Here is a 20,054-nt window from a genome sequence, read left to right as displayed (position 1 = left end):
ACACTTTCTTGCACTTGGACACAAAGAGCCAAATGGATCGTTTTGATCCACTCGGCTCTTTATGTTATTTTACAATAATTTGTATAACATCACTTACCGTTGTTCCACTTCCATTCATAAATCACTGCCCTTATTCAGAAAGTGTCGATTCAACTGGCGGCTCATTGGCAAGCTGCTCCGAATCATCGGAATGCCGTTCGAACATAACTGCGTCAACCCTCGTATAGATCATATCCGCAGGAAGCGTTGGCGGGTCTACCGTGGTAGGCGAAACTCTGGTTAACCGGACATACTCGCTACCGTCACCCGTAAAGTCGAACGTTCCCAAATTAACCCAACCCGATGAGCCGGCCGTTGCATCGATATAGGTGACCTCGGTACCCGTTTTATGTTTCACTTCCACTTTGACATTGTTATCGTTTGCTGTCGTATGGACAAGTTTGTAGATCGAGACCGTATATTTCCCCTCTGGAAACTCGCCTTTCCACGTTGCTGATGATCCTTGAACTGTTGAATAGCGGGATTTAACCCCAATTTTGTATCCGGCTAAATTGCTTTGGCTCCACGACCCTTCTGTCGTGTATAACCCTGTTGTATTTGTACTGTCCACGATAACCGTTAGGTCCCTGATCGTGATATTCAAAGGTGCTGTGGTTAAGGTCACACCGTCAATCGTGACCGTAGCCCATACCTCAATGTGATCCGTGTTCCCATCGAGATTAAGAAGGGTCAACACCCCACTGCTATTCACTTCAGCCAGATCCGTACGATCAACGAAATACTGTACATCGGCATGTGTTAGATCACCGATCAAACCGTTATCCAAATAGCCGGTTACGCTCAGTTGTGCGGTTTGAGTCATCTGCAGCTCGTTCCGATCGGACAGGATCACAGCAGACTCCAATTGCGGTATCCTGTTTGGGTCCACCCACATGATTGCATCGGCAACGACTCTGGACTTGTTGGCCTTATTGGTTAATTCCACGTACCCGCTATCGCCTGCAACAAAAGGATAATCCCCCAGGTGCACCCAAGTACCATTCGCTGTTGTCTCATCAACTGTCACCGTCTCGGAGCCTCCGCTATAATAAACGGTAAATGAGGCATTTGTTGCCCAATTTTCACTCGCAGCCGTGATTTGCGGAATCTTGTAATACACACTGTAAGTGACACTTTCCGGCAGCTCAGGCCGCCATCTCATTTTGCTTGTTGCTGTGCCGGTCGTAGATTTGGCATACACATAGTTATCATAATAATAATCGTTAGCTGTCGTATCCCTTATCCAGACGCCTTCTGTCTCCGCCTCCGTATTATCCACGATGATGGTTGAACTATCCTGCCCATCGGGTTGGACTGGAGTTTCCGAAACCTGATCCGGCAGATAAAGTGTCCGCTTGCGGGTCTGTTTCCCCTCCGATTCCACGTAATACGTGAAAGTTTGGGATAAATCATTCACTCGTATCGACCATTCCATCGGGTATATCGTATCTGGGATGGTCGTGTACGTGGCCCCGCCATCCAAGGAATAATGGATTGTCGCTGGTTTTGTCGTTTTGGCCTGCACATAAGCATCATAAACCGTTTCGTCGGGCTTAACCATCAGCATGCCTTTAACCGCATCAATTGGACTGTGGGTATCAAAGAAATAGCTTGCACCCGATGTATCAGCCGTTCTAACCTGATGCAGCGGCACATTAATGTTAAGTCCTTCTACAATGATCGCGGTGATGCCCTTGCCTGAAACCGTGGTTTGAATGATTCCGCCACTCATTACCGTTTGCTCTGGTGTGCCATTGTCGCGGATGATCGTTACGGTATAATCCTGTGCCGGGTTGAATCCAATGATCTGTTCATTCAATTCAATCGGAGTCTGAACTTCTTCAGACGATGCATTGCTTAATCCGATGTAGAATTTATCCCCGCTCTCACCCGTTATCCAATTCAATTGAGGATGGTTGGTCTTAATAATCCCCTTGGGCATCCAAAGCCAAACGTCGGAGTTACCATAAAATTGACCTGGTTTATTCCCATAAAGGTGATATTTGAACCATAAAAAATTCGTTTCAAATACGGAAGGAAACGTAATGCTCCCGTTTGATTTCAATGATTGTTCGCTGATCAAATAATCCATCGTTTGCCCGAGTTGCCCCGGAATATGGTGATAATAGATGGATGTAGCCCCGCTTGGGCCTTCCAGAGGAAAGTCCGGTTCAAGTTGGCTAACGGCGAAGCCTTTATAATAATAACCTGGATAACTGGAATATCGTCCAATAACCGCATTATGAGCAATATCCTGCAGCAGTTCATCCCCTGTATAGAGCGACAATCTCAGCATGAACGGAGCTTCCTGAGCATTCATCCGATAATAACCGGTTGTACTTCCTGCTTCAAACGTCAATCCGCTCGGTGAAACAAGCCAACGCTCCGCTTGAACACCTCCGGCAATATCTTCGGGAAGCTTGAGTCTTGGATATTGAAATTTACCACTTTCCGGCCAATGGAACGACTCGGCGTAATTATATGTCTCCGGCTGAGGAATCGTAACGTTACCTTCAGGAACTGGACGAGCAACAAACATTGTTGCATAGCGTTTGGCTTCCTTATAGGCGGCATCCAAGTATTTGGGATCCTGAGTTTCCTCATATAGCTCCAAGATCTCCATCCACAGCTTGCTATAATAATAAATGAACTCATTTTTACTCACATCGACGGATGCTGGCGTATCGATATGTTGCGTGATATAACTGTCGGCTGCATCCTTCGCAGCTTGCAAATACTGCGCATCTCCCGTCATCCGATACATCATCAGGGGTTGAATAACAGGCCCGCGGTCTTTCTGATCCGGGTCACGTACGAGGTATTCTTCCTGTGCCAGCGCCCCAATACCAGCTGTAGTTCCCATCATCTGGTGAACAGCGGTGACACTTGAAACATCAAACGGCAGAGTAGCCATTTTCCATAACGAAGGCACACCGTATACTTTTTTCTGCGTTGGCGACCAACCGATACCATTTCGTGATACGCCATACTGGACGGACGGTAGTGCTCTCGTATCGTAAAGCTGGTCATCTCCAGTCAAATAATAAGCTCCCAAAAGAACCGCATTTGAGCTTGTTCGGACGCTATCCTCGTTTTCGATATCAATAAAACCCTTGGCACGGCTCCACCACCCGCTGGGTGATGGGACATAATTCACAGAGTCGTCCCCTTGTGGCTCAACTTTAAGCAAATCGATCATATTAAACATCGCATCAGTAAGCGATTGATCTGACACATTTTTCCGGTATGCCGAATAATCGTACTCATTGCGAAGAATATCCACGTAGGACTCATATAGATTGCTTTTTTGAGCGATTAGCCCCATATGAAATTGATAGGTGTTTTCTGCGGTCATTTGCGAATAAGTCCCTAATTGAGGCGCATACAGAATTGGCTGCACGCTGCCTTCGTTGTTAACCAGGCTCATGCCAAGCCGTTGTTTCGTAACACCTCCCGTCGGTTCAAATTCAACCGGAAGCTCTGCCGAAGGTACAAATACGCCATACGTTAATGGATTTCCCGCACCATCATTTTTCTCAACCAGGCTTATCGGAGCGCTCAGCTCTCTTAAACTTGTTGATTCCACTGTACCTACCATTTTGGCATGTGACCGGAATCCATTTAACACTTCATTGATGCCCGAGACTGCCTCTGTTGTGAAGGACTGATATCCAATCACATAATTGCCGTCGCGGCGAGGCGTAAAGGCAAAAGAAACATCTGGTTTATCCCCTGCCATGGACCAGTTCACTTCAAAATCGTAATCACTGCCATGCGCAGAATCGGTTAATACCGCCGTCTGGCTGTCTGGAAAATGGACCTCGTCGAATGTAATCCAGCGTTTGTTCATCGTATCGTAGTAATTGGTTCGGCTGCCCGCGTTCCCGTCCAATAGAACCCATTGTTCCTCAAGTCTTTCCGATTCATTATTGATTGGAAGCCAGTTCCCTGTCTCCGTGTTTTTGTAGAACATGTCACGAACGATGGATTTACCTTCATCCCATGCTGCCTCATAGAAGGTTGCCTTATAGTTCGCATTTTCGATGCTGCCTTTCTCTGTGTAACTGAGATTCGCTAAGGTACGGCTTCTTAGCGGGGGGAGCGGTGGTGCTTGTTGACGGATATTCCCCTCGAACTTGACTGCATCAGCCCGCGTAATAATTGTACCCGTAGAAGGCTGTGTTCGAGTCAGCCTGACAAATTCGCTATCATCACCACTAAACTCATACTCCCCCAGATCCACCCATCCAACCGATGGACCTGACGAAGGTCTTAGATCCATAAACTTAACATCCGTAATCCCGTTATGAACAATCTCAATTTTCACATTACTATCTGCTTTATCCGCCCAATCCAGCTTATAGAACGATATTCTCGCCGTCCCTGCTTCCAAGCGTGGATTCCAGGTGATGCTTCTACCTACAGCGTCTGTAAATTTGGAACTTGAATTATTGTATCCCTTCACTCCCGCGCTTGTGCTCCAATATGGAGCGGAGAATCCGTTATTAGCGTTGCCGGAATCAACCGTAACGACCTGATCAATTGTGAGGCTCCCATCATCAATGATGATTGTCTTATGTGGCTCTTTCTGCGTTATATTCCCTTCGAACTTGACCGCATCCGCGCGTGTAAGGATCGTGTTTGTGGTGCCGGTAGAACGGGTCAATTGAACGAATTCTTCACCAACTCCAGAAAAATAGTACTCTCCCAAATCAACCCACCCTGCTGGAGCGCCAGATGAGGGTCTTAGATCCATAAAGACTACATCCGTTGTTCCATTATGAACAATTTCGATTTTTACATTGCTATCAGCCTTATCCGCCCAATCCAGCTTATAGAACGATATTTTCGCGGTTCCTTCTTCCAAGCGTGGATTCCATGTTATCTTTCTGCCTGCTGTACTCGTATATTTGGTGCTGGAAAGATCATACCCCTTCACCCCTGTGCTTGTAGTCCAATTTGGAGCCGCATATCCATTGTTCTCGTTACCCGCATCAGGTGTCACAACATCATTGATCTTGATACTCCCGTCATCGATGATAATCGTCTGATAAGGTAAGGTCTCCGCATAAGCGGTCCTTATTCCGATCAGGCTGGAAGGAACTACGACCGTCAACATGAAAACGATGAAGAAAAACAGCTTCCTTTTGACCATACAATTCACAGCCTCTCCTCATAATGATAACGCTTCCAAAAATGAGTTACCTTTTGCTCTAATGATCGTAAAAAAGCACTTAACCTTCCCTTCTGCCTAATCCCGCTCTGTCGTTTTTATCTTAGCATGTTAGATTACGGTGATATTTCTTTCATTTTAAGAATTTCTTATACGATTTTAAGTAAAAAAAGAAACCTACATCCTAATTGATTGCTCAGTAGCAGTCAGATAGAATATAGGTCTTCCAAGTGTTGCAAGAGGACTTATCAATTATAAAGGCGGCTGCACCAATAACAACTTTCCAAGCTGAATGACGGTTTGATCATACCAAGCTGGATGTTGCCGAACATGTTCCATACCTCGTTCATTGCCACTTGCCTCAAACACGGCCGCTTTGTCAGTTTTCTCGTGATCGATCTCGAAGAGAACTGTATGTTTCCCATTTGGTAGCTCCGGCAAGAAAATATATTGATTTCTATTATGATCGTTGTAGAGCGTGAATCGATCAATAAGGAAGGGTTCTCCTCCATCCACCGACACCTTCAATCGGCCAGAATCCGGCCCCCCGATATCAAATAAGCCGATGTGGGTTCCCTCAAACTCCACTGTGATCGCCTCTCCGGCATCAACTGCTCGCCATAATCCGGGGAACAACCAATCATACTCACGCACTAAAGGAAAATCATCAGAGGTCATGTAAGACCACCCTGCGGAAAAATGAGTAAGACGATCCAGTGGCAACATGGTTGCATACTCCCAAGGATTGGCCGGGACCAAGGGGTCCTGCGGCAAGTGATGTTCGACTTTTCCCACGTGATCTCGAAGTTCTCTGATTTTCTCAAACGACCGGGTGATTGTATCGGTGTAAATCTGATGTCCTTTGGGAATCGTCGGATGGATCGAATCATGCGTGAAAATAACGGCTCCGTGGATGGACACGTCTGCTCTTGAAGTAAAAATAAGCTTTCCATCCGAAACCAATTGACTGACCGCTACGCCCAGATGAATGGAAGGAATGCCGTAATAGTCGGCGACTTCCTCTTGCATAAGAGCGCCCTTCTGGTACTCGCCGGATTGAAATGAGGTCAAGTCCCGCTCCTTAACCGTATATACAAACAGGATATCGGTAAACCAGCTCCGCTTGCGAATCTGTCGGACAATGCCTTCGATCCGCGCTTTGGATTCGGGCACTCCGCCATCGTTGCCAACGAATTCAACAAATACGAGATCAGGCTGATGACGAAGCACATCTGTCTCTAAACGGGCGCAGCCGAGGTCCGATCCTGTCCCATCAATGCCTGCGTTCACAGCGTGGATATCGGCATGGGGATATTGCCCTCGCAGCCAATCCGCCGTCATGACCCTATATCCTTTCGAACGTGTATTACTACCGCCGAAATAAACGATGGTCACGGTTTCTCCATTTTCCAACTTCTGAATGACATTAGGTAGCCCTCTTCGTGGGAAAAATTCCTTCATCACGACTTCACCCGCCCTCACTTAGCGTTATTAGGAGCATAAAGTTTTACAGCAAACACTTCATAATAAGGCGAACCATACGTTGCACAGAAATCAAACCGGATGTGGGTTACACCTTGTGCAAACACCTGATGTTTGTTCAACGAAAGATAATTCCCACGGACTTTAATTTCACTCTCGCTTCCATCTTCCAAAGTTAAAGTCACATCATAACCTTGAATCAACGACTCGATTGGATCATCGAAATGCTCCAAATTCAGCTGCGAATTGAAAACAAGATGGATTTCATCCAGATTCTTGGGGCTTGCAAAACCAAATTCCAACCATTCCTGTCCTTCCGTACGTTCCGAAATCCAGCCGTTCGGCAGACCATAAGGTCTGGAGAAGCCGTTGACGACATTCGCGGGATTATACATATCCTGGGATGGTAGCAGATCCTTGAAGCAAATGCTCTTATTAAGTTTCTTCAGCCTGGATGGCTCTTCCGGTCTATAAAGGAAGCTCACCGCTCCAGTCATTTTCTCTTCATTGCCATACACGGCAAGGCTCGCCGTACCTTCCAATACGATGTAGATTTTGTCGTCTTCTGGCTTCTTGCAGTTGAGGTCCAGTGTAATCCAGTCATCGTGACCCGCTGAAATCACCAAGTTGTAGCCCTTCAGCTCGCTGGTGGGAATATAGTTTTCCTTTCGATCCCCACCAAACAGCTTCACTTGCAATGTTTCCGAATGCTCGGATCTATTTTTGATTTTGATCTGCACGCTTTCAACCACGGGTGTCTGAATCGGCAAGACCAAACATAACGCTTTCTCCAAGGAGATCTCTTCGGTTGTATGAAGTTGTTCATAGCTTCGCTGAGACGAGGCACGAATCGTTAATCCGTCTGCGAAATAAGGATCTAACGGCTCTTGAAGCCCTACAATTGTTTGCCCGTCGCGAAGCAACTGCGCCTGAAGCTCACCCATATGCGCTTTGACGATGGCCGCAGGGTCTGTATCATATTTTACGCATAACGCAGCAGCCGTTCCTACCGCCTGCCCCATACAACCACAAGTTGCCATCACCCTTGTAGACCCAAAAGCCACATGAGTAGCACTTATATTACGGCCAGCGAACATGAGATTAGGAATATTGCTTGAAAATAAGCTGCGAAAAGGGATATTATACAATCCCGGCACAAAGTTCCACGCGGTAGCCGGCCCTTCATCGTAGATGCCTTTATTTGCATGCAGATCCATATACCAACCTCCGACGGATACCGCATCTTCGAAATGAGTCTTTTCTGTAAGATCGTTCTGAGACAGCATGTGTTCCCCTATAAAACGTCTCGACTCCCGCTTTCCCGGAATCGGGCATACATAATCCAGGATAAGGTTGTCTACATCATCAAACTCACCGCTATTTTTGATATAATCCCATATCCCGTATACCAATTTCCGCAGTTCCAATGCGATGTCTTCATTATTCTTGATAATATCCATATGTCCGCCGTATTCCAGCCACCACAATCCGCCAAGCCCGTTGATTTTCCTTGGAAAAGATCGATGATTTAATCCTTTTCTGATACTATCAAAAAACTCCAGCTTCGTAATATCATACGCAAAGCCTGGCCTTTTGTAAGGAACGGAATAGTTTACGTCACGGGCTTGAAACAGAATCGTATCACCCATCGTGTAATGATCTGCCACTTCTGGAGCGAGCTCCTCCTGGTATTCAAGCTTCGCCTCTCTTCCCCATCGGAAGTGAGCACCTGCTTGGTATCCAACAATTCCATCACCGGAGCAATCGATATAGGTTGGGCTTTCAAAACGAAATTTTCTTTCGGAAGCCAATTGAAGGCCCTCCACCCATTGAATTCTGCCGTTCTCCATGCCCGTTTCATGCACACATGTATTCAGAAATAGAGAAATGTTGGGCTCATCATACACCATGTCAAGCAAGACCGTATCCGAAAGTGAAAGCATAAGTTTTTTGTTGTATAACGGATTATAATGAAAGATCTTTAGTTTGAGTTCTTCCACCAACCCGCCTTCGCGAGCATAATAGGATGGACTATTTCCGAGATATGCAGACCCGTTAATGTGAACTCTGACCTCGCTGCTCGCATTTCCCCCCAGAACCGGTCGATCATTAATAAGTGAAACGTGCAGACCTTGGCGTGCGGCAGCAATGGCAGCGCATATCCCGGCAATTCCTCCACCTATGACGGTTACATCTGATTTCATAAGCTCCATTTTGATAACCTCCATGATTAGATGCTCCTATCATGGTAATGGTTTTGCCCCCTTTTTTTTTACAGGATTTCGCGAAAAAATCATACATTTTTTTGTATCCTTATTTGAATTCCTACCGTGTCATTTTTATCCGATATTGCTTAGGTGTATCCCCCGTATATTCTTTAAAAAGTTTGCAAAAGTACCCTTCATTGACGATGCCTACTTCCTCGCACAATTCTAATAATGAATAATCTCGAACGTTTAACAACTCGAGGGCGAGATGGATTTTTTTACGGTTAATGTAGCTGATCACGCCTTCGTTCATTGTTTTTTTGAATAAGCTACTAAAATACGATGGTGCTAAATTCACTTCCTCGGCAATTGCCTCCAACGTTAAACGTTGTTTCAGGTTTGTCTCTATATAATGCATTGCACTCATAATTTCTGCACGATGTAATAGTTGGCCCGCATGCACGTATTCGAATGTGAAGTCGCCAATATAGGCGAGTTGCTCCTGAAAAGCCATAAATTCCATGGGGAAGTCTGGAACTTCCGTGGCCATCTTATTCCCCGATTTAAATTTTACGGTAATGTCTCTGTACAAATCTCTAATCATTGGCGCCATGATGGACTTGTGGATTTTATGGTCCGTAACAAATTGCGACAGATCGGCAAGTGCATTGTCCAGCTCTTCCTTGGAAATCTTCCTCTTCAGGCGTATAAGAAAATCAGCCAGCTTCTGTTGAAAATCTGCTTTTTTGTCATTATGGTATTGGAACCGATGCATCGGTGTTTTTACAACTTTTTCGGTATGATAATAGAAATCCTCACTCACATTTTTAGCTTCCGTGTACGCCTGTTTGATCGATTCCCAGCCTCGGTGTGGACTTCCAAAAGCGACAGACACCCTTTTATTCAAATATTGATGCAAATGAGAGATGATCTGCCCTCCCAAGGATAGGCAAGCATATTCTGTTTCCATATCACTGCGGTTATTTTCCCAAGATAAAAAGCCAATAAAACGATTATCGGACAGATCCGCAGCTACGCCACTGCTACCATTCATCACCGTTTCTTCGATGATATTTGTTATCGCATACTTCAAGATGTTTTGATCTGCGGCCGCGTATTCGTTTCGGAAACTTTCATATGTATTCATTTCAACGATGAAACAGCAATAGTTGGCTTGAAAGAAATGAAACTGCATGCGATTGGCAAAATCCGATGCCCGATGAGAAGGAATTTCACCTCGGATCAATTCGTTAAAAAATTGCTTGCGGACTCTGTATTTATTTTCAAGCACGGATACGTTTAATGAGTGAAACTCCGCCTCTTTTTTCTCAAACTCATTTAAAATTCCGGCTGCCTTATCCAACGCTCGATTCAAATCGGCTTCCCGCAGCGGAACCTTTACAATGTACTCCAATACGTTGGCTTGAATCGCCCGCTGAGCGTATTCGAAGGATGAATAGGCGGTCAGAAGTATGTATTGGGTATGGGGGAGCTCTGCCTTGAGCTCCTCAATCATGGAGATGCCATCCATACGCGGCATTACAATATCGGATATGACGATATCCGGTTTAAGTTTTATGATCTCCTCGATCCCATTCAGCCCATTATTCGCTTTGCCCACCAGAACAAATCGTCGATCCCTATGAGAGAGTTCATTAAAAAACAATTCCAATCGCTGAATGATCAGGTCTTCATCGTCAACAATGAAGCAGGTATAGTCTCTCCCCATTATGCATCTCCTTTTGGCAATTCTGCCGGGAATACAGCGCGTATACGGGTTATTTCCTTAGGTATGCTAATGATATCCAGCCCGAATTGATCTCCGTAGTGGAGTCTTATTCGCCCATGAATATTATTCAGTCCGATTCTTTTCCTTTTTACTTCCTCTTCACTCGGTTCTGAGATTAAAATATGTTTTATTTTATCAGCTGGAATTCCCTCTCCTTGATCAATAACTTCGATGATGACGATGCTGTCCTCCCTGTACGCATGAATCGTAATTGGCCCCTCAATTCCCCCTCCGTTATAACCATGGAAGATACTATTCTCCACAAGGGGCTGTAGCAGCATTCGGAAAACTAGGAAATCCATCAGTCCTGCTTCGATATTTTCAATCAAGTGGAAGTTTCGGTTATACCGAATGTTCTGGATCTCAATATAGTCTGCTACATTGCGTAATTCCTGGCGTAGGGAAACCTTCTCTGAAGCGTCGTCTATCCCGTACTCCAATAATGAAATGAGCGACCCGATCACCACATCTACTTTCTCTATTTGTCCGAGACGTATCACATTGCTGATTGAACCAAGTGTGTTATACAGAAAATGTGGGTTTATTTGAGACTGTAACACTTGGATTTCCAGCTTCCGCTCAAGTTCATTATGAAGCTCGGCTCGGCGAATCAGTTCAACAATTTGCTGAAGCATACGATCGAATGCTCGTGAAAGATCGCCAAACTCATCGTTTCGATTAATCGTAACTGTTGTTGTAAGGATACCTTGTTCCACCTGCTTCATTTTTGTTTTGAGCGTATAGAGTGGTTTTCTTATATATTTGGCAACCAAAAAAGAAATGAACAAACTTAAAAGAAGACCTGCAGCGAGAAGCTCGAGGTAATAGGTTTCCAATCTGGACAACGCTGCTTTTAAGCGTGATTCATCGTTGATCGAGATGATGGTCCAGTTGAATTTCTCCGTTGGTTTTTTTAAAAGGGAGACCGGAATACCATCGTTGGTAGACAGTTGAAGGTTTGTTTCCGTCGTATCCAGAATTTCTTCCGCTGACGTCTCTCCGATCGAAAAAGAATGATCTTGAATATTCAGAGGTCCTTTATTTTCAGAAAATCCGGCAATGATCTTACCTGACGCAGTGATCAGAGCCAGATTCATTTGTTCCTGTTTATTAATCTTGAACAAGGTTTCTTCAATGGCATTTAGATCCAAATCAACCGCAATGGCCATAGGAAACGGAGCACCGTTCAGATATCGAACCATCGTAACGGTCCAGCCGGAATACTTCGATTTGTAAGGTTCACTAACAATGGTAGTCCTTCTATTTTTTTCAGCCGCATCAAATAAAGGTGCTCTTTCAGATAAAGGTTCATCGAATATTCGAGTAGGTGTACTTCCACCCAGAATGGATAAATCGCTTTTGATCAAATAAATATTACTGACATAAATACTGTTGAGTTCATACAGCTCCCTTAATTGCTTTTTAATCACTTCGGTATTGTTAATGTTGGCTTTCACTGATGTTTCAACTGAGAAGAGAATCGTCTGGAAGGAGGAAAAATTAACGGTAAAATACTGGTCAACCTTGTCTAGTATTTGATTGGTGTAAAAAATGTCATTGGTTCTTATTTCCTTTTGGACATAGCGATAAGACAATTGGCTTATCAAGATGATGCAGCCTAATACAAAGGCAAACACGATAAAAAATAATTTTAAAGGCAAGCTGATTCTTCTTCGCATCGATCATCTTCCTTTTAGTTCCGTTTTAAACTAAGAATAGCATATGCTAATAAAGAGAGGGGCTACGAATAGCCACTCTCTCTTCGTTTATTTTTACTTGATAAGGCCGGCTTCTTTAAATTGCTGGATTGCTGTTTCCTTATATTTCTGCATGTCAAACTTGGTATCCAGCGTCTGAAGGAAATTGTCCCAGTTGGAAAGAGGCTCTTTGCCCGTCATAAATTTAACTAAGCTTTCATTAATGAAACGTGTGCGGTCAGCATCCAAGGTATCGCTAGGGTCTGGGGTCAATAAATTTCCGGGCAACGTTGGCCCCACATATTGCTGATTGTCCTTGAAAGCTTCCGCTGTCTTCGGATTCTGGAAACTGAAGTACTCCGCATCATCACCACGGCGCGGCATTCTATAATGATCAACCCATAGGTACTTCTCTTTCATTTCCTTCGATAACTCGGAGGTTTTATTTTTGATCTTGCCGTCTACAACATCCCAATGGATGCCTTTAATTCCGTATGCAAAGTTCGGATAGGCTTCTTCATCCGTAAAGAGATAATTTAACATGGACAAGATCCGAATGATTTTGTCCTCGTCCGCTTTTGCGGATATGGCCCATGAATTGCCCTGAAATGATTTTCTCTCTACAATTTGATCCCCGTAAGGACCTTTCATCGGAGGAATAACGATCCATTCGGGCACCTCGCCACTAATTTCTTTCATTTTCTGTTGATAATCCGGTTCCAGTCTACGAGCATCTCTGATCATGAAGCCAACTCTACCCTTAAACATCTTTTGGTCCAACAGATCCGGCGAATTCATCGTCACCCAGTCCGGGTCAACCACCTTGGCTGTCATCATTTTATTAATGTAAGCAAGCGCCTCTTTCATTTTGGGATCGATAAACAGAAATACCGGTTCATTATCTTTTATCTCAACGGCTGAAGGAGGATTGACGCCAAACATCCACATCAAGCTATCAAAGCCATAGGTTTGCAGATTACCTTCTTTATTCATACCACCGATGAATCCGTACGTATCGTTTTTGCCATTCCCGTCCGGATCTTTCTCTGTAAAGGCTTTCATAACTTCGAACAACTCATCAGGTGTCGTTGGTACCTCCATATTCAGCTTTTTGAGCCAATCGTTACGGATGAAGAAGCTTCGACTGATACCGTTTACATTATCATAGCCTGGAACTCCAATGGTCTTCCCTTGATAGGACATTGCCTCCCATGAGTCGGTGCCAAATCGTTTCTGTAGTTCAGGGAATTGGTCCATATACGGTGTCAAATCGGCAAGAACTCCTTGGTCGTAATATTGCGCAAGATCAGCACGACTTTTCAAAAAGATCAAGTCTGGAATATCCCCGCCTGCAATGAGTGTATTCAGTTTGGTTGTTGCTTGCCCAGCCTGAGGAATCATCATCTCCAAGTCGATGTTCATCTCTTCTTCCAACATTTGGCGTTGAATATCTTCATCACGTGGAGGTACCGGAGCAGCAGCATTAAAAGTGCCTTGGTTAAACATTGAGATTTTCATTTTTGTTGCAAACTGGCCAGACTGGCCTTGCGAATTACTCGAAGTTGTCGATGTAACTTCTTCATTCCCCCCACATCCTGATAAAAGCGTTCCAAGTCCTAAGATTGCCGATAGAATAGCAAATGAAATCTTTTTACGCTGCATATTGACCTCTCCTTTGCTTGTATATTATCACGGTTTCCCCGTAATAAGTTAGGTTGGAACACCTTTTATCCTTTAACGGATCCCAGGAGTACACCTTTGGTAAAATGCTTTTGCAAAAATGGATAAACGATCAATATCGGGACTGTAGTTACAACTACTGTAGCCATCTGCACAGCGAACGTACTGACAGCCCCGGAATTGGCGAGCGAATCAGCGCTTTGAGTTGCAACGTTAAGCAGAATGTTGCGCAAAATCACTTGAAGTGGCATGTAGTTGGAATCATTGATATATACAATAGCATCAAAATAACTGTTCCAATGCCCGACTGCGTAAAATAAGGAAATGGTGGACAGGACGGGTAAGGAAAGGGGTAAAATGATCCGCCATAACGTCTGAAGTTCACTGGCACCGTCTACCCTCGCTGATTCCTCAATTTCACCAGGCAATTGTTCAAAAAAACCTTTGATGATCACCAGATTAAATGCACTAATGAGATTTGGAATAATCAATACCCAAGGACTGTTTAACAATCCCAAAGAGCGGATTAGTAAATAAGTCGGAATTAATCCCCCACTGAACATCATGGTAAACACAATGAAGAGTAAAAATGGACTTCTTCCGGGCAAATATTTTTTGGATAACGGGTAGGCCGCGATTACCGTAAAAAACACGTTTAACGCAGTCCCTACAATCGTTCGGAACAACGTAATTTTATACGCCTGCCAGATCCCATGAGAAATGAATACTTCTTTATAGGCCAGAAAGGTAAAGGATTCTGGTATAATCACAATCCCTCTTCTTAATACTTCCGATTCAGGTGTTACGGAGACAGCAACCACATATAGAAAGGGCAGCACGCACAGTAGGGATAATATAATAAGAACTACATAAACGACGGTTTGCCAGACTTTTTCCCCGATTGTCATATGGATCATTCTAAAGACCACCTCACCAGATTTGCCCATCGAATTTTTTGGCGAGCTTATTCGCTGCCAACACTAAAGCAAATCCGATGACAGCTTTAAACAATCCTACAGCCGTAGCCAAGCCAATCTTAAGACGTTCCAACCCTTCGCGGTATACCCATGTGTCAATAATATCGATCTTCTCCTGGTTAAAGGTGTTGGCAAACATGAATATTTGGTCAAAACCCGCATCCAGGATATGGCTTAATTTAAGAATCAGCATCAGAATAATGACTCCTCGAATACCGGGTAACGTGATATGCCAGAGCTGTCTCCATTTGGATGCGCCATCCATTCGAGCCGCTTCATATAAGCTTGGATCGATTCCTGCCAAGGCGGCAAGGTACAAAATCGCCCCCCATCCAATATCCTTCCATACTTCAGATAAGATGATCAGCATTCTGCCCCAGGCAGGTTCGGTTAGAAACGAGATGGGTTCAACACCTAAATCCTTCAAAATCATGTTAAAGAGACCATCGCCTGGGGCTAGTAATGCTACCATAATTCCATACACAATGACCCATGATAGAAAATGAGGTAAATAAGTGATCGTCTGTACGATTTTCTTAAACCATTGGCTATACACTTCATTGAGGAGTAAAGCAAGCACGATGGGCGCGGAGAAACCGAACAATAGCTTATACAACGATATGACGATCGTATTTTTCATGATGTCCCAGAAATAAACGCCGTTCATAAAATCCGTAAAATTTTTGAATCCCACCCATGGACTATCCCATAGCCCCAAAGCCAGGTTGTAGTTTTTAAAAGCAATCATGATTCCCGCCATAGGAATGTATTTGAATACCGCAAAGTAAATTAAAGCTGGTAATAAGAGAGCATACATCACTTTGTGCTTTTGTATCGTCCTTATCCATGTCTTTCGCTTTTTGGAGATGGGAATGGCGTCCGCTGCCAACTTTGCTTGCATTTCATCACCTCGTCTTTGTTTGTATTTGTATAATAGCACCCGCCTTTCGGATAAATTTCTGAAATATCAAGAATTTCTTATAAGATTTTAAGGAAGTGTGCCTGGCTCGTTCCAACAGCTAATCCCGGCCAAGTGGAGGTTGAGCAGCAAGTGAGCGAATATACTATGTTCTATAACCAGAACCGATTCCAGAAAAGACTAAACGGGCGTTCCTCGGTTGAATACCGGGAAACGCCCTTAGCTTCTTAAATTCGTTGCGCCGCAGCTTGGAGCGCTTTTGTGAACTTCGATGCTTAAAGCCATTCCTTCAAGCAATTCGATTAATTATTCAGCTTTCCTGCCATTTAGCTCGGTAGCTTGGAATGTAGTCCATTTCCCATTAACATACCTCCAAATGAACAGCCCTCCTTTTATCAACCAATCACAATAGATAGCTATCCATGTTGCAAACATCCCCATATCAAATAGGTATACCAAGATATAAGCGAACATAATTCTACAGCAAAACATAGTAATCATACTCACTAGCATGGGGTATTTTGCATCTCCAGCAGCCCGAAATACCGATGGAAGTGCATTGCCGAAAGGCCAAATCAATATCATGACAATCGCATGGCTCCACACAATCTCAGTAGTCCACTGCGTTGCTTCTACTGAAAAATTATAAATGCTCAGTATACTTGGGAACAAGGCTAAACTCACCACGGAACTCACAATCTGTGCCACAAAAATGATACCAAGTATCTTTTTCGTATAGTATCTAGCCTGTGTAAAATCTCCAGCACCTACACATCTGGAAATGACTATGGACATACCTAAACCAATGGCCATTCCAGGTAAAGCTTGCAATGAAGTAATCGTACTGCCAACCGAATTTGCAGCTATAGCAGCTGTTCCAAATGTAGATACCAAACTTAGTATCAACAATCGTCCAAAATAGAATATTCCATTTTCTATTCCATAAGGTACACCAATTCGCATGATCTGTTTAATCATCATTGAATTAAACTTATGCTTTACGGTTTTATTCAGATGAAGAATTTGCTTAGGATTTGTTAGATGAATTAGAATGCATACTGCAGCACCTATCCTGGAAATTAAAGTAGGAATAGCAATCCCTGCAATCCCCATATTGAACCCATATATGAACAAGACATTGCCCGCTATATTCAGAATGTTCATAGCCAGCATAATTTTCATAGGCAATTTGGAGTTGCCCATCGTTCTGAATATGGCAGCTCCAGCGTTATAGAGAGCTAAAAAAGGAATAGAAGCTCCGATGATCAATAAATAAGTGTTGGCATAGTTATATACCTCGTCGGTGATATTGCCAAAGAGAATATCTAAAATAAAGCTTTTAAAGAGATAAATAAAAATCATAATAACAAGCCCTGCTGCTCCAGCAAACCAAACTAATTGATTCGAGGCTTCTCTGGCCTGATTTTCCTGTTTTTTTCCGAGATATTGCCCTACAATCACTGTGCCACCCATAGCTAAAGCTGCGAATAAACTTATTAACAGTAACATAATCATTTCGACTAAAGAAACTGCAGATACGGCTGACTCTCCTATAGAAGCTGCCATGATTGAATCTGACAATCCGATCAAAGATGCTAAAATTTGTTCAATAATTAACGGAATAAATATTTTCATTAAATCTTTATCCGTAAATAACAACGGGGTCGAAAATGGCATTTTCGATTTATTCATAGTTTCAACCTCATATTCTATTATTCACTACATAACTCTCAAGTCACGTTCTCCATTCATTGTAAATTCCTATCTGTATAATTACTAATACCTATGGTGTATTTTGTATCATGCCTAATATGTATCGTATAATCATCTGTGAATGATTTATCCGATGCATTATGAAAGGATGATAAGTTGTGGATATTCGGGTTTTAAAATACTTTTTAACTGTGGCTAAAGTAGGCAATATAACAAAAGCAGCAGAAATCCTTCATATTACGCAACCAACACTAAGCAGGCAGCTTATGGATCTTGAAGAAGAACTGGGTACGCGTTTGTTGATACGAGGAAAAAGACAGATTACACTAACAGATAGCGGTCTCTTGTATCAGCAACGGGTAAAAGAGATCGTTTCCCTCTTAGACAAGACAGAAAGAGATCTGGCAGAACAAAAGGATTTAATTGGTGGAGTAGTTTCTATTGGATGTGTGGAGTCCATTGTATCCAAAGCGTTGGCAGAAATTGTAGAGAAATTCTCTAACCGGCATCCTAGAGTACAATATGAACTGTATAGTGCAGATGGAGATGACATTAGAGAAAAGCTTGATCGAGGAAATATCGATATTGGCATATTATTGGAACCCATTGAAACTGCAAAATATGACTATGTTCGATTACCCTATCCGGACAAGTGGGGCATTCTGATGAGACGAGATGATCCTCTTGCTCAGAAATCAACCATTGGGATTCAAGAAATACTTTCATTACCCTTAATTCCACCCCGTCGGACAATTGTGCAGAATGAGATTGCAAGTTGGCTTGGTGTGGAGAATGATCGTCTTACTATTTTTGCTTCCCATAATTTATTGACTAATGCGATGCAGTTGGTAGAACGGAAACTGGGGTATGCCATATGTGTAAGCGGATCATATACAATCCGGGAAAGTAATAGCACATGTTTTGTTCCCTTTGAACCTGAACGAATAACAAATCATGTACTCGCTTGGAAAAAGAATAGGATATTTAGCTCAGCTACCGCTCACTTTATTCAATTTATAAAGGATATCTATGGTTCATAATAAAAGTGCGCTTTACCTTTAGTGTGGTTATTCTTCAATAAAACAAGGACACGTTATTAACGTGTCCCCAAGATAACAAAAGGTTAAATTCTCAATGAGAGATTTGTTTTTTAGGAGTATACATATAAATTCTTAATAGGATAAACGCCAGGCTCAATATCAAAAATAACAGTCCACCTACTACAATGTACCGAACCCCCATTCCTGATATAAACAACCCTCCAACAGTTGTTCCAATGGTTACGCCCAGGTTACCAGATGTTAGAAATAATCCATTCGCGAATTCAGGGGCTTCCGGAGCTGCTGACGTAATCCAATACTGACTAATATTGCTTGCGATTGCATACAGCACTCCCCATATAACAACAATAATGAACATAGGGACAGTGAATTGGCCCATAAAGAACAGGAAGATGTAGACTACTCCAAATACAAATGGATAGATCATTACGGACTTAATTGCATTTTTGGAAAGCAATCTTCCTCCTAATACGTTACCAAACAAACTGGCTGCACCAAATATAACTAACATTAGACTGAGGCCTTTCCCAGAAATATGAGTAATGGTCGCAAGATATTCGGCGAAGTAACTATACACTCCAGCCGTTGCTGCATTTACAAATATAACGGCAACAATAGATTGCCAAGTTATTGCTTTCTTCAATACACGTAGTTGAGATCCGTATGAAAGCCTTTCTCTGACAGGCATGGATGGAACAAATAGCAATACACCAATGAATGCTACTGCATTCACGATAGCAAAAAAAGTCATAGCAGCATCAATTGAAGCGATACTGGCAATAAAAGTTGTGATGGGTACACCTAGCACAATGCCAGCAGACACGCCCATAATGACTTTTGACACTGCTTTAGGAATCTCTTTCTCACTAACCGAACTAGCTGCTGCTGTCAGAGCGATCGAGATATAGACGGGATGTAAAAATGCCGGGATAACACGAGCAATTATTGCGAATGTAAAGTTTGTTGCAAATATAGAGAAAATGTTACTAATCACGAACACACCGAGTACAAGTAGCATTACCCCTCTGCGATTAAAACGCGAAAACACTAAAGGCAGAATGGGACCCGATATCGCAACTGCAAGTGCAAACAGACTTACTAGCAATCCTGCTTGAGACACGCTAACATTGAACTGTTCAGCAATTTGAGGCAATATCCCAATAACGCCCATTTCAGTATTTAAGATTCCGAAGACACCCAAAGTTAATATAAATATAAATAAATTATTTCGTTTAGACATGATTATTACCCCCACCGTTGCTCCATATTCTCTTTCTCATGCTGTACTCCGCCCAAGATGATATTCAAATGATTGAA

The 20,054-nt window shown here is 43.1% G+C and carries 12 protein-coding genes; 2 read left to right on the top strand and 10 right to left on the bottom strand.

The window, feature by feature from the left end; all coding sequences use genetic code 11:
• Positions 1-130: 130 nt before the first annotated feature.
• From MHI52_RS16055 to MHI52_RS16020, 8 genes are all read right to left on the bottom strand, one after another.
• The gene (locus tag MHI52_RS16055; protein ID WP_076253148.1) at positions 131-5,194 is read right to left on the bottom strand and encodes a hypothetical protein; all 5,064 of its coding nucleotides are present in this window, start codon (positions 5,192-5,194) and stop codon (positions 131-133) included.
• A 270-nt stretch (positions 5,195-5,464) separates the two neighbouring features.
• A complete protein-coding gene (locus MHI52_RS16050; protein ID WP_076253147.1) occupies positions 5,465-6,673 on the bottom strand; it encodes an SGNH/GDSL hydrolase family protein in 1,209 nt (402 codons plus the stop codon).
• Between the two features lie 17 nt (positions 6,674-6,690).
• Positions 6,691-8,922 carry an FAD-dependent oxidoreductase gene (locus MHI52_RS16045; RefSeq protein WP_076253146.1) on the bottom strand — a complete coding sequence of 744 codons (2,232 nt, stop codon included), beginning with the start codon at positions 8,920-8,922 and terminating at the stop codon, positions 6,691-6,693.
• 97 nt (positions 8,923-9,019) lie between these two features.
• Positions 9,020-10,630 (bottom strand): response regulator, encoded by a 1,611-nt coding sequence (locus MHI52_RS16040; RefSeq protein WP_076253145.1) that lies wholly within the window; start codon positions 10,628-10,630, stop codon positions 9,020-9,022.
• Positions 10,630-12,351 carry a histidine kinase gene (locus MHI52_RS16035; protein WP_405157316.1) on the bottom strand — a complete coding sequence of 574 codons (1,722 nt, stop codon included), beginning with the start codon at positions 12,349-12,351 and terminating at the stop codon, positions 10,630-10,632. The genes MHI52_RS16040 and MHI52_RS16035 overlap by 1 nt, the downstream gene beginning before the upstream one ends.
• 111 nt (positions 12,352-12,462) lie before the next feature.
• Positions 12,463-14,049: an extracellular solute-binding protein gene (locus MHI52_RS16030; protein ID WP_076253143.1), complete on the bottom strand. Its 1,587-nt coding sequence runs from the start codon at positions 14,047-14,049 to the stop codon at positions 12,463-12,465.
• A 65-nt stretch (positions 14,050-14,114) separates the two neighbouring features.
• The gene (locus MHI52_RS16025; RefSeq protein ID WP_036615551.1) at positions 14,115-14,984 is read right to left on the bottom strand and encodes a carbohydrate ABC transporter permease; all 870 of its coding nucleotides are present in this window, start codon (positions 14,982-14,984) and stop codon (positions 14,115-14,117) included.
• A gap of 13 nt (positions 14,985-14,997) precedes the next feature.
• On the bottom strand, positions 14,998-15,945 hold the full coding sequence (locus MHI52_RS16020; protein ID WP_036615554.1) for a sugar ABC transporter permease: 948 nt from the start codon (positions 15,943-15,945) through the stop codon (positions 14,998-15,000).
• A gap of 132 nt (positions 15,946-16,077) precedes the next feature.
• Between MHI52_RS16020 and MHI52_RS16015 the strand changes: the two genes are divergently transcribed.
• Positions 16,078-16,194: an IS3 family transposase gene (locus MHI52_RS16015; RefSeq protein ID WP_405157315.1), complete on the top strand. Its 117-nt coding sequence runs from the start codon at positions 16,078-16,080 to the stop codon at positions 16,192-16,194.
• Between the two features lie 75 nt (positions 16,195-16,269).
• Here the strand turns inward: MHI52_RS16015 and MHI52_RS16010 are convergent, their stop codons facing one another.
• Positions 16,270-17,655: an MATE family efflux transporter gene (locus MHI52_RS16010; protein WP_235200833.1), complete on the bottom strand. Its 1,386-nt coding sequence runs from the start codon at positions 17,653-17,655 to the stop codon at positions 16,270-16,272.
• 179 nt (positions 17,656-17,834) lie between these two features.
• On the opposite strand from MHI52_RS16010, the gene MHI52_RS16005 reads away from it, so the two are divergent.
• Positions 17,835-18,716: a LysR family transcriptional regulator gene (locus MHI52_RS16005; protein WP_036615557.1), complete on the top strand. Its 882-nt coding sequence runs from the start codon at positions 17,835-17,837 to the stop codon at positions 18,714-18,716.
• 91 nt (positions 18,717-18,807) lie between these two features.
• Here MHI52_RS16005 and MHI52_RS16000 read toward each other — a convergent pair whose 3' ends face one another.
• A complete protein-coding gene (locus tag MHI52_RS16000) occupies positions 18,808-19,977 on the bottom strand; it encodes an MFS transporter (RefSeq protein WP_036615559.1) in 1,170 nt (389 codons plus the stop codon).
• Positions 19,978-20,054 lie beyond the last annotated feature (77 nt).

The sequence above is a fragment of the Paenibacillus sp. FSL H8-0283 genome, assembly GCF_045040675.1.
In the GTDB taxonomy this organism is placed as follows: domain Bacteria; phylum Bacillota; class Bacilli; order Paenibacillales; family Paenibacillaceae; genus Paenibacillus; species Paenibacillus amylolyticus.
The sequence above is the reverse complement of the archived record's forward strand: the minus strand, read 5'-3'. Positions and strand labels throughout refer to the sequence as shown.

What these genes read in the sequence shown, in the direction of transcription:
- MHI52_RS16055 (WP_076253148.1), bottom strand. Translation starts at nt 5,194, where the DNA reads ATGGTCAAAAGGAAGCTGTTTTTCTTCATCGTTTTCATGTTGACGGTC.
- MHI52_RS16050 (WP_076253147.1), bottom strand. Translation starts at nt 6,673, where the DNA reads ATGAAGGAATTTTTCCCACGAAGAGGGCTACCTAATGTCATTCAGAAG.
- MHI52_RS16045 (WP_076253146.1), bottom strand. Translation starts at nt 8,922, where the DNA reads ATGGAGGTTATCAAAATGGAGCTTATGAAATCAGATGTAACCGTCATA.
- MHI52_RS16040 (WP_076253145.1), bottom strand. Translation starts at nt 10,630, where the DNA reads ATGGGGAGAGACTATACCTGCTTCATTGTTGACGATGAAGACCTGATC.
- MHI52_RS16030 (WP_076253143.1), bottom strand. Translation starts at nt 14,049, where the DNA reads ATGCAGCGTAAAAAGATTTCATTTGCTATTCTATCGGCAATCTTAGGA.
- MHI52_RS16025 (WP_036615551.1), bottom strand. Translation starts at nt 14,984, where the DNA reads ATGATCCATATGACAATCGGGGAAAAAGTCTGGCAAACCGTCGTTTAT.
- MHI52_RS16020 (WP_036615554.1), bottom strand. Translation starts at nt 15,945, where the DNA reads ATGCAAGCAAAGTTGGCAGCGGACGCCATTCCCATCTCCAAAAAGCGA.
- MHI52_RS16010 (WP_235200833.1), bottom strand. Translation starts at nt 17,655, where the DNA reads ATGAATAAATCGAAAATGCCATTTTCGACCCCGTTGTTATTTACGGAT.
- MHI52_RS16000 (WP_036615559.1), bottom strand. Translation starts at nt 19,977, where the DNA reads ATGTCTAAACGAAATAATTTATTTATATTTATATTAACTTTGGGTGTC.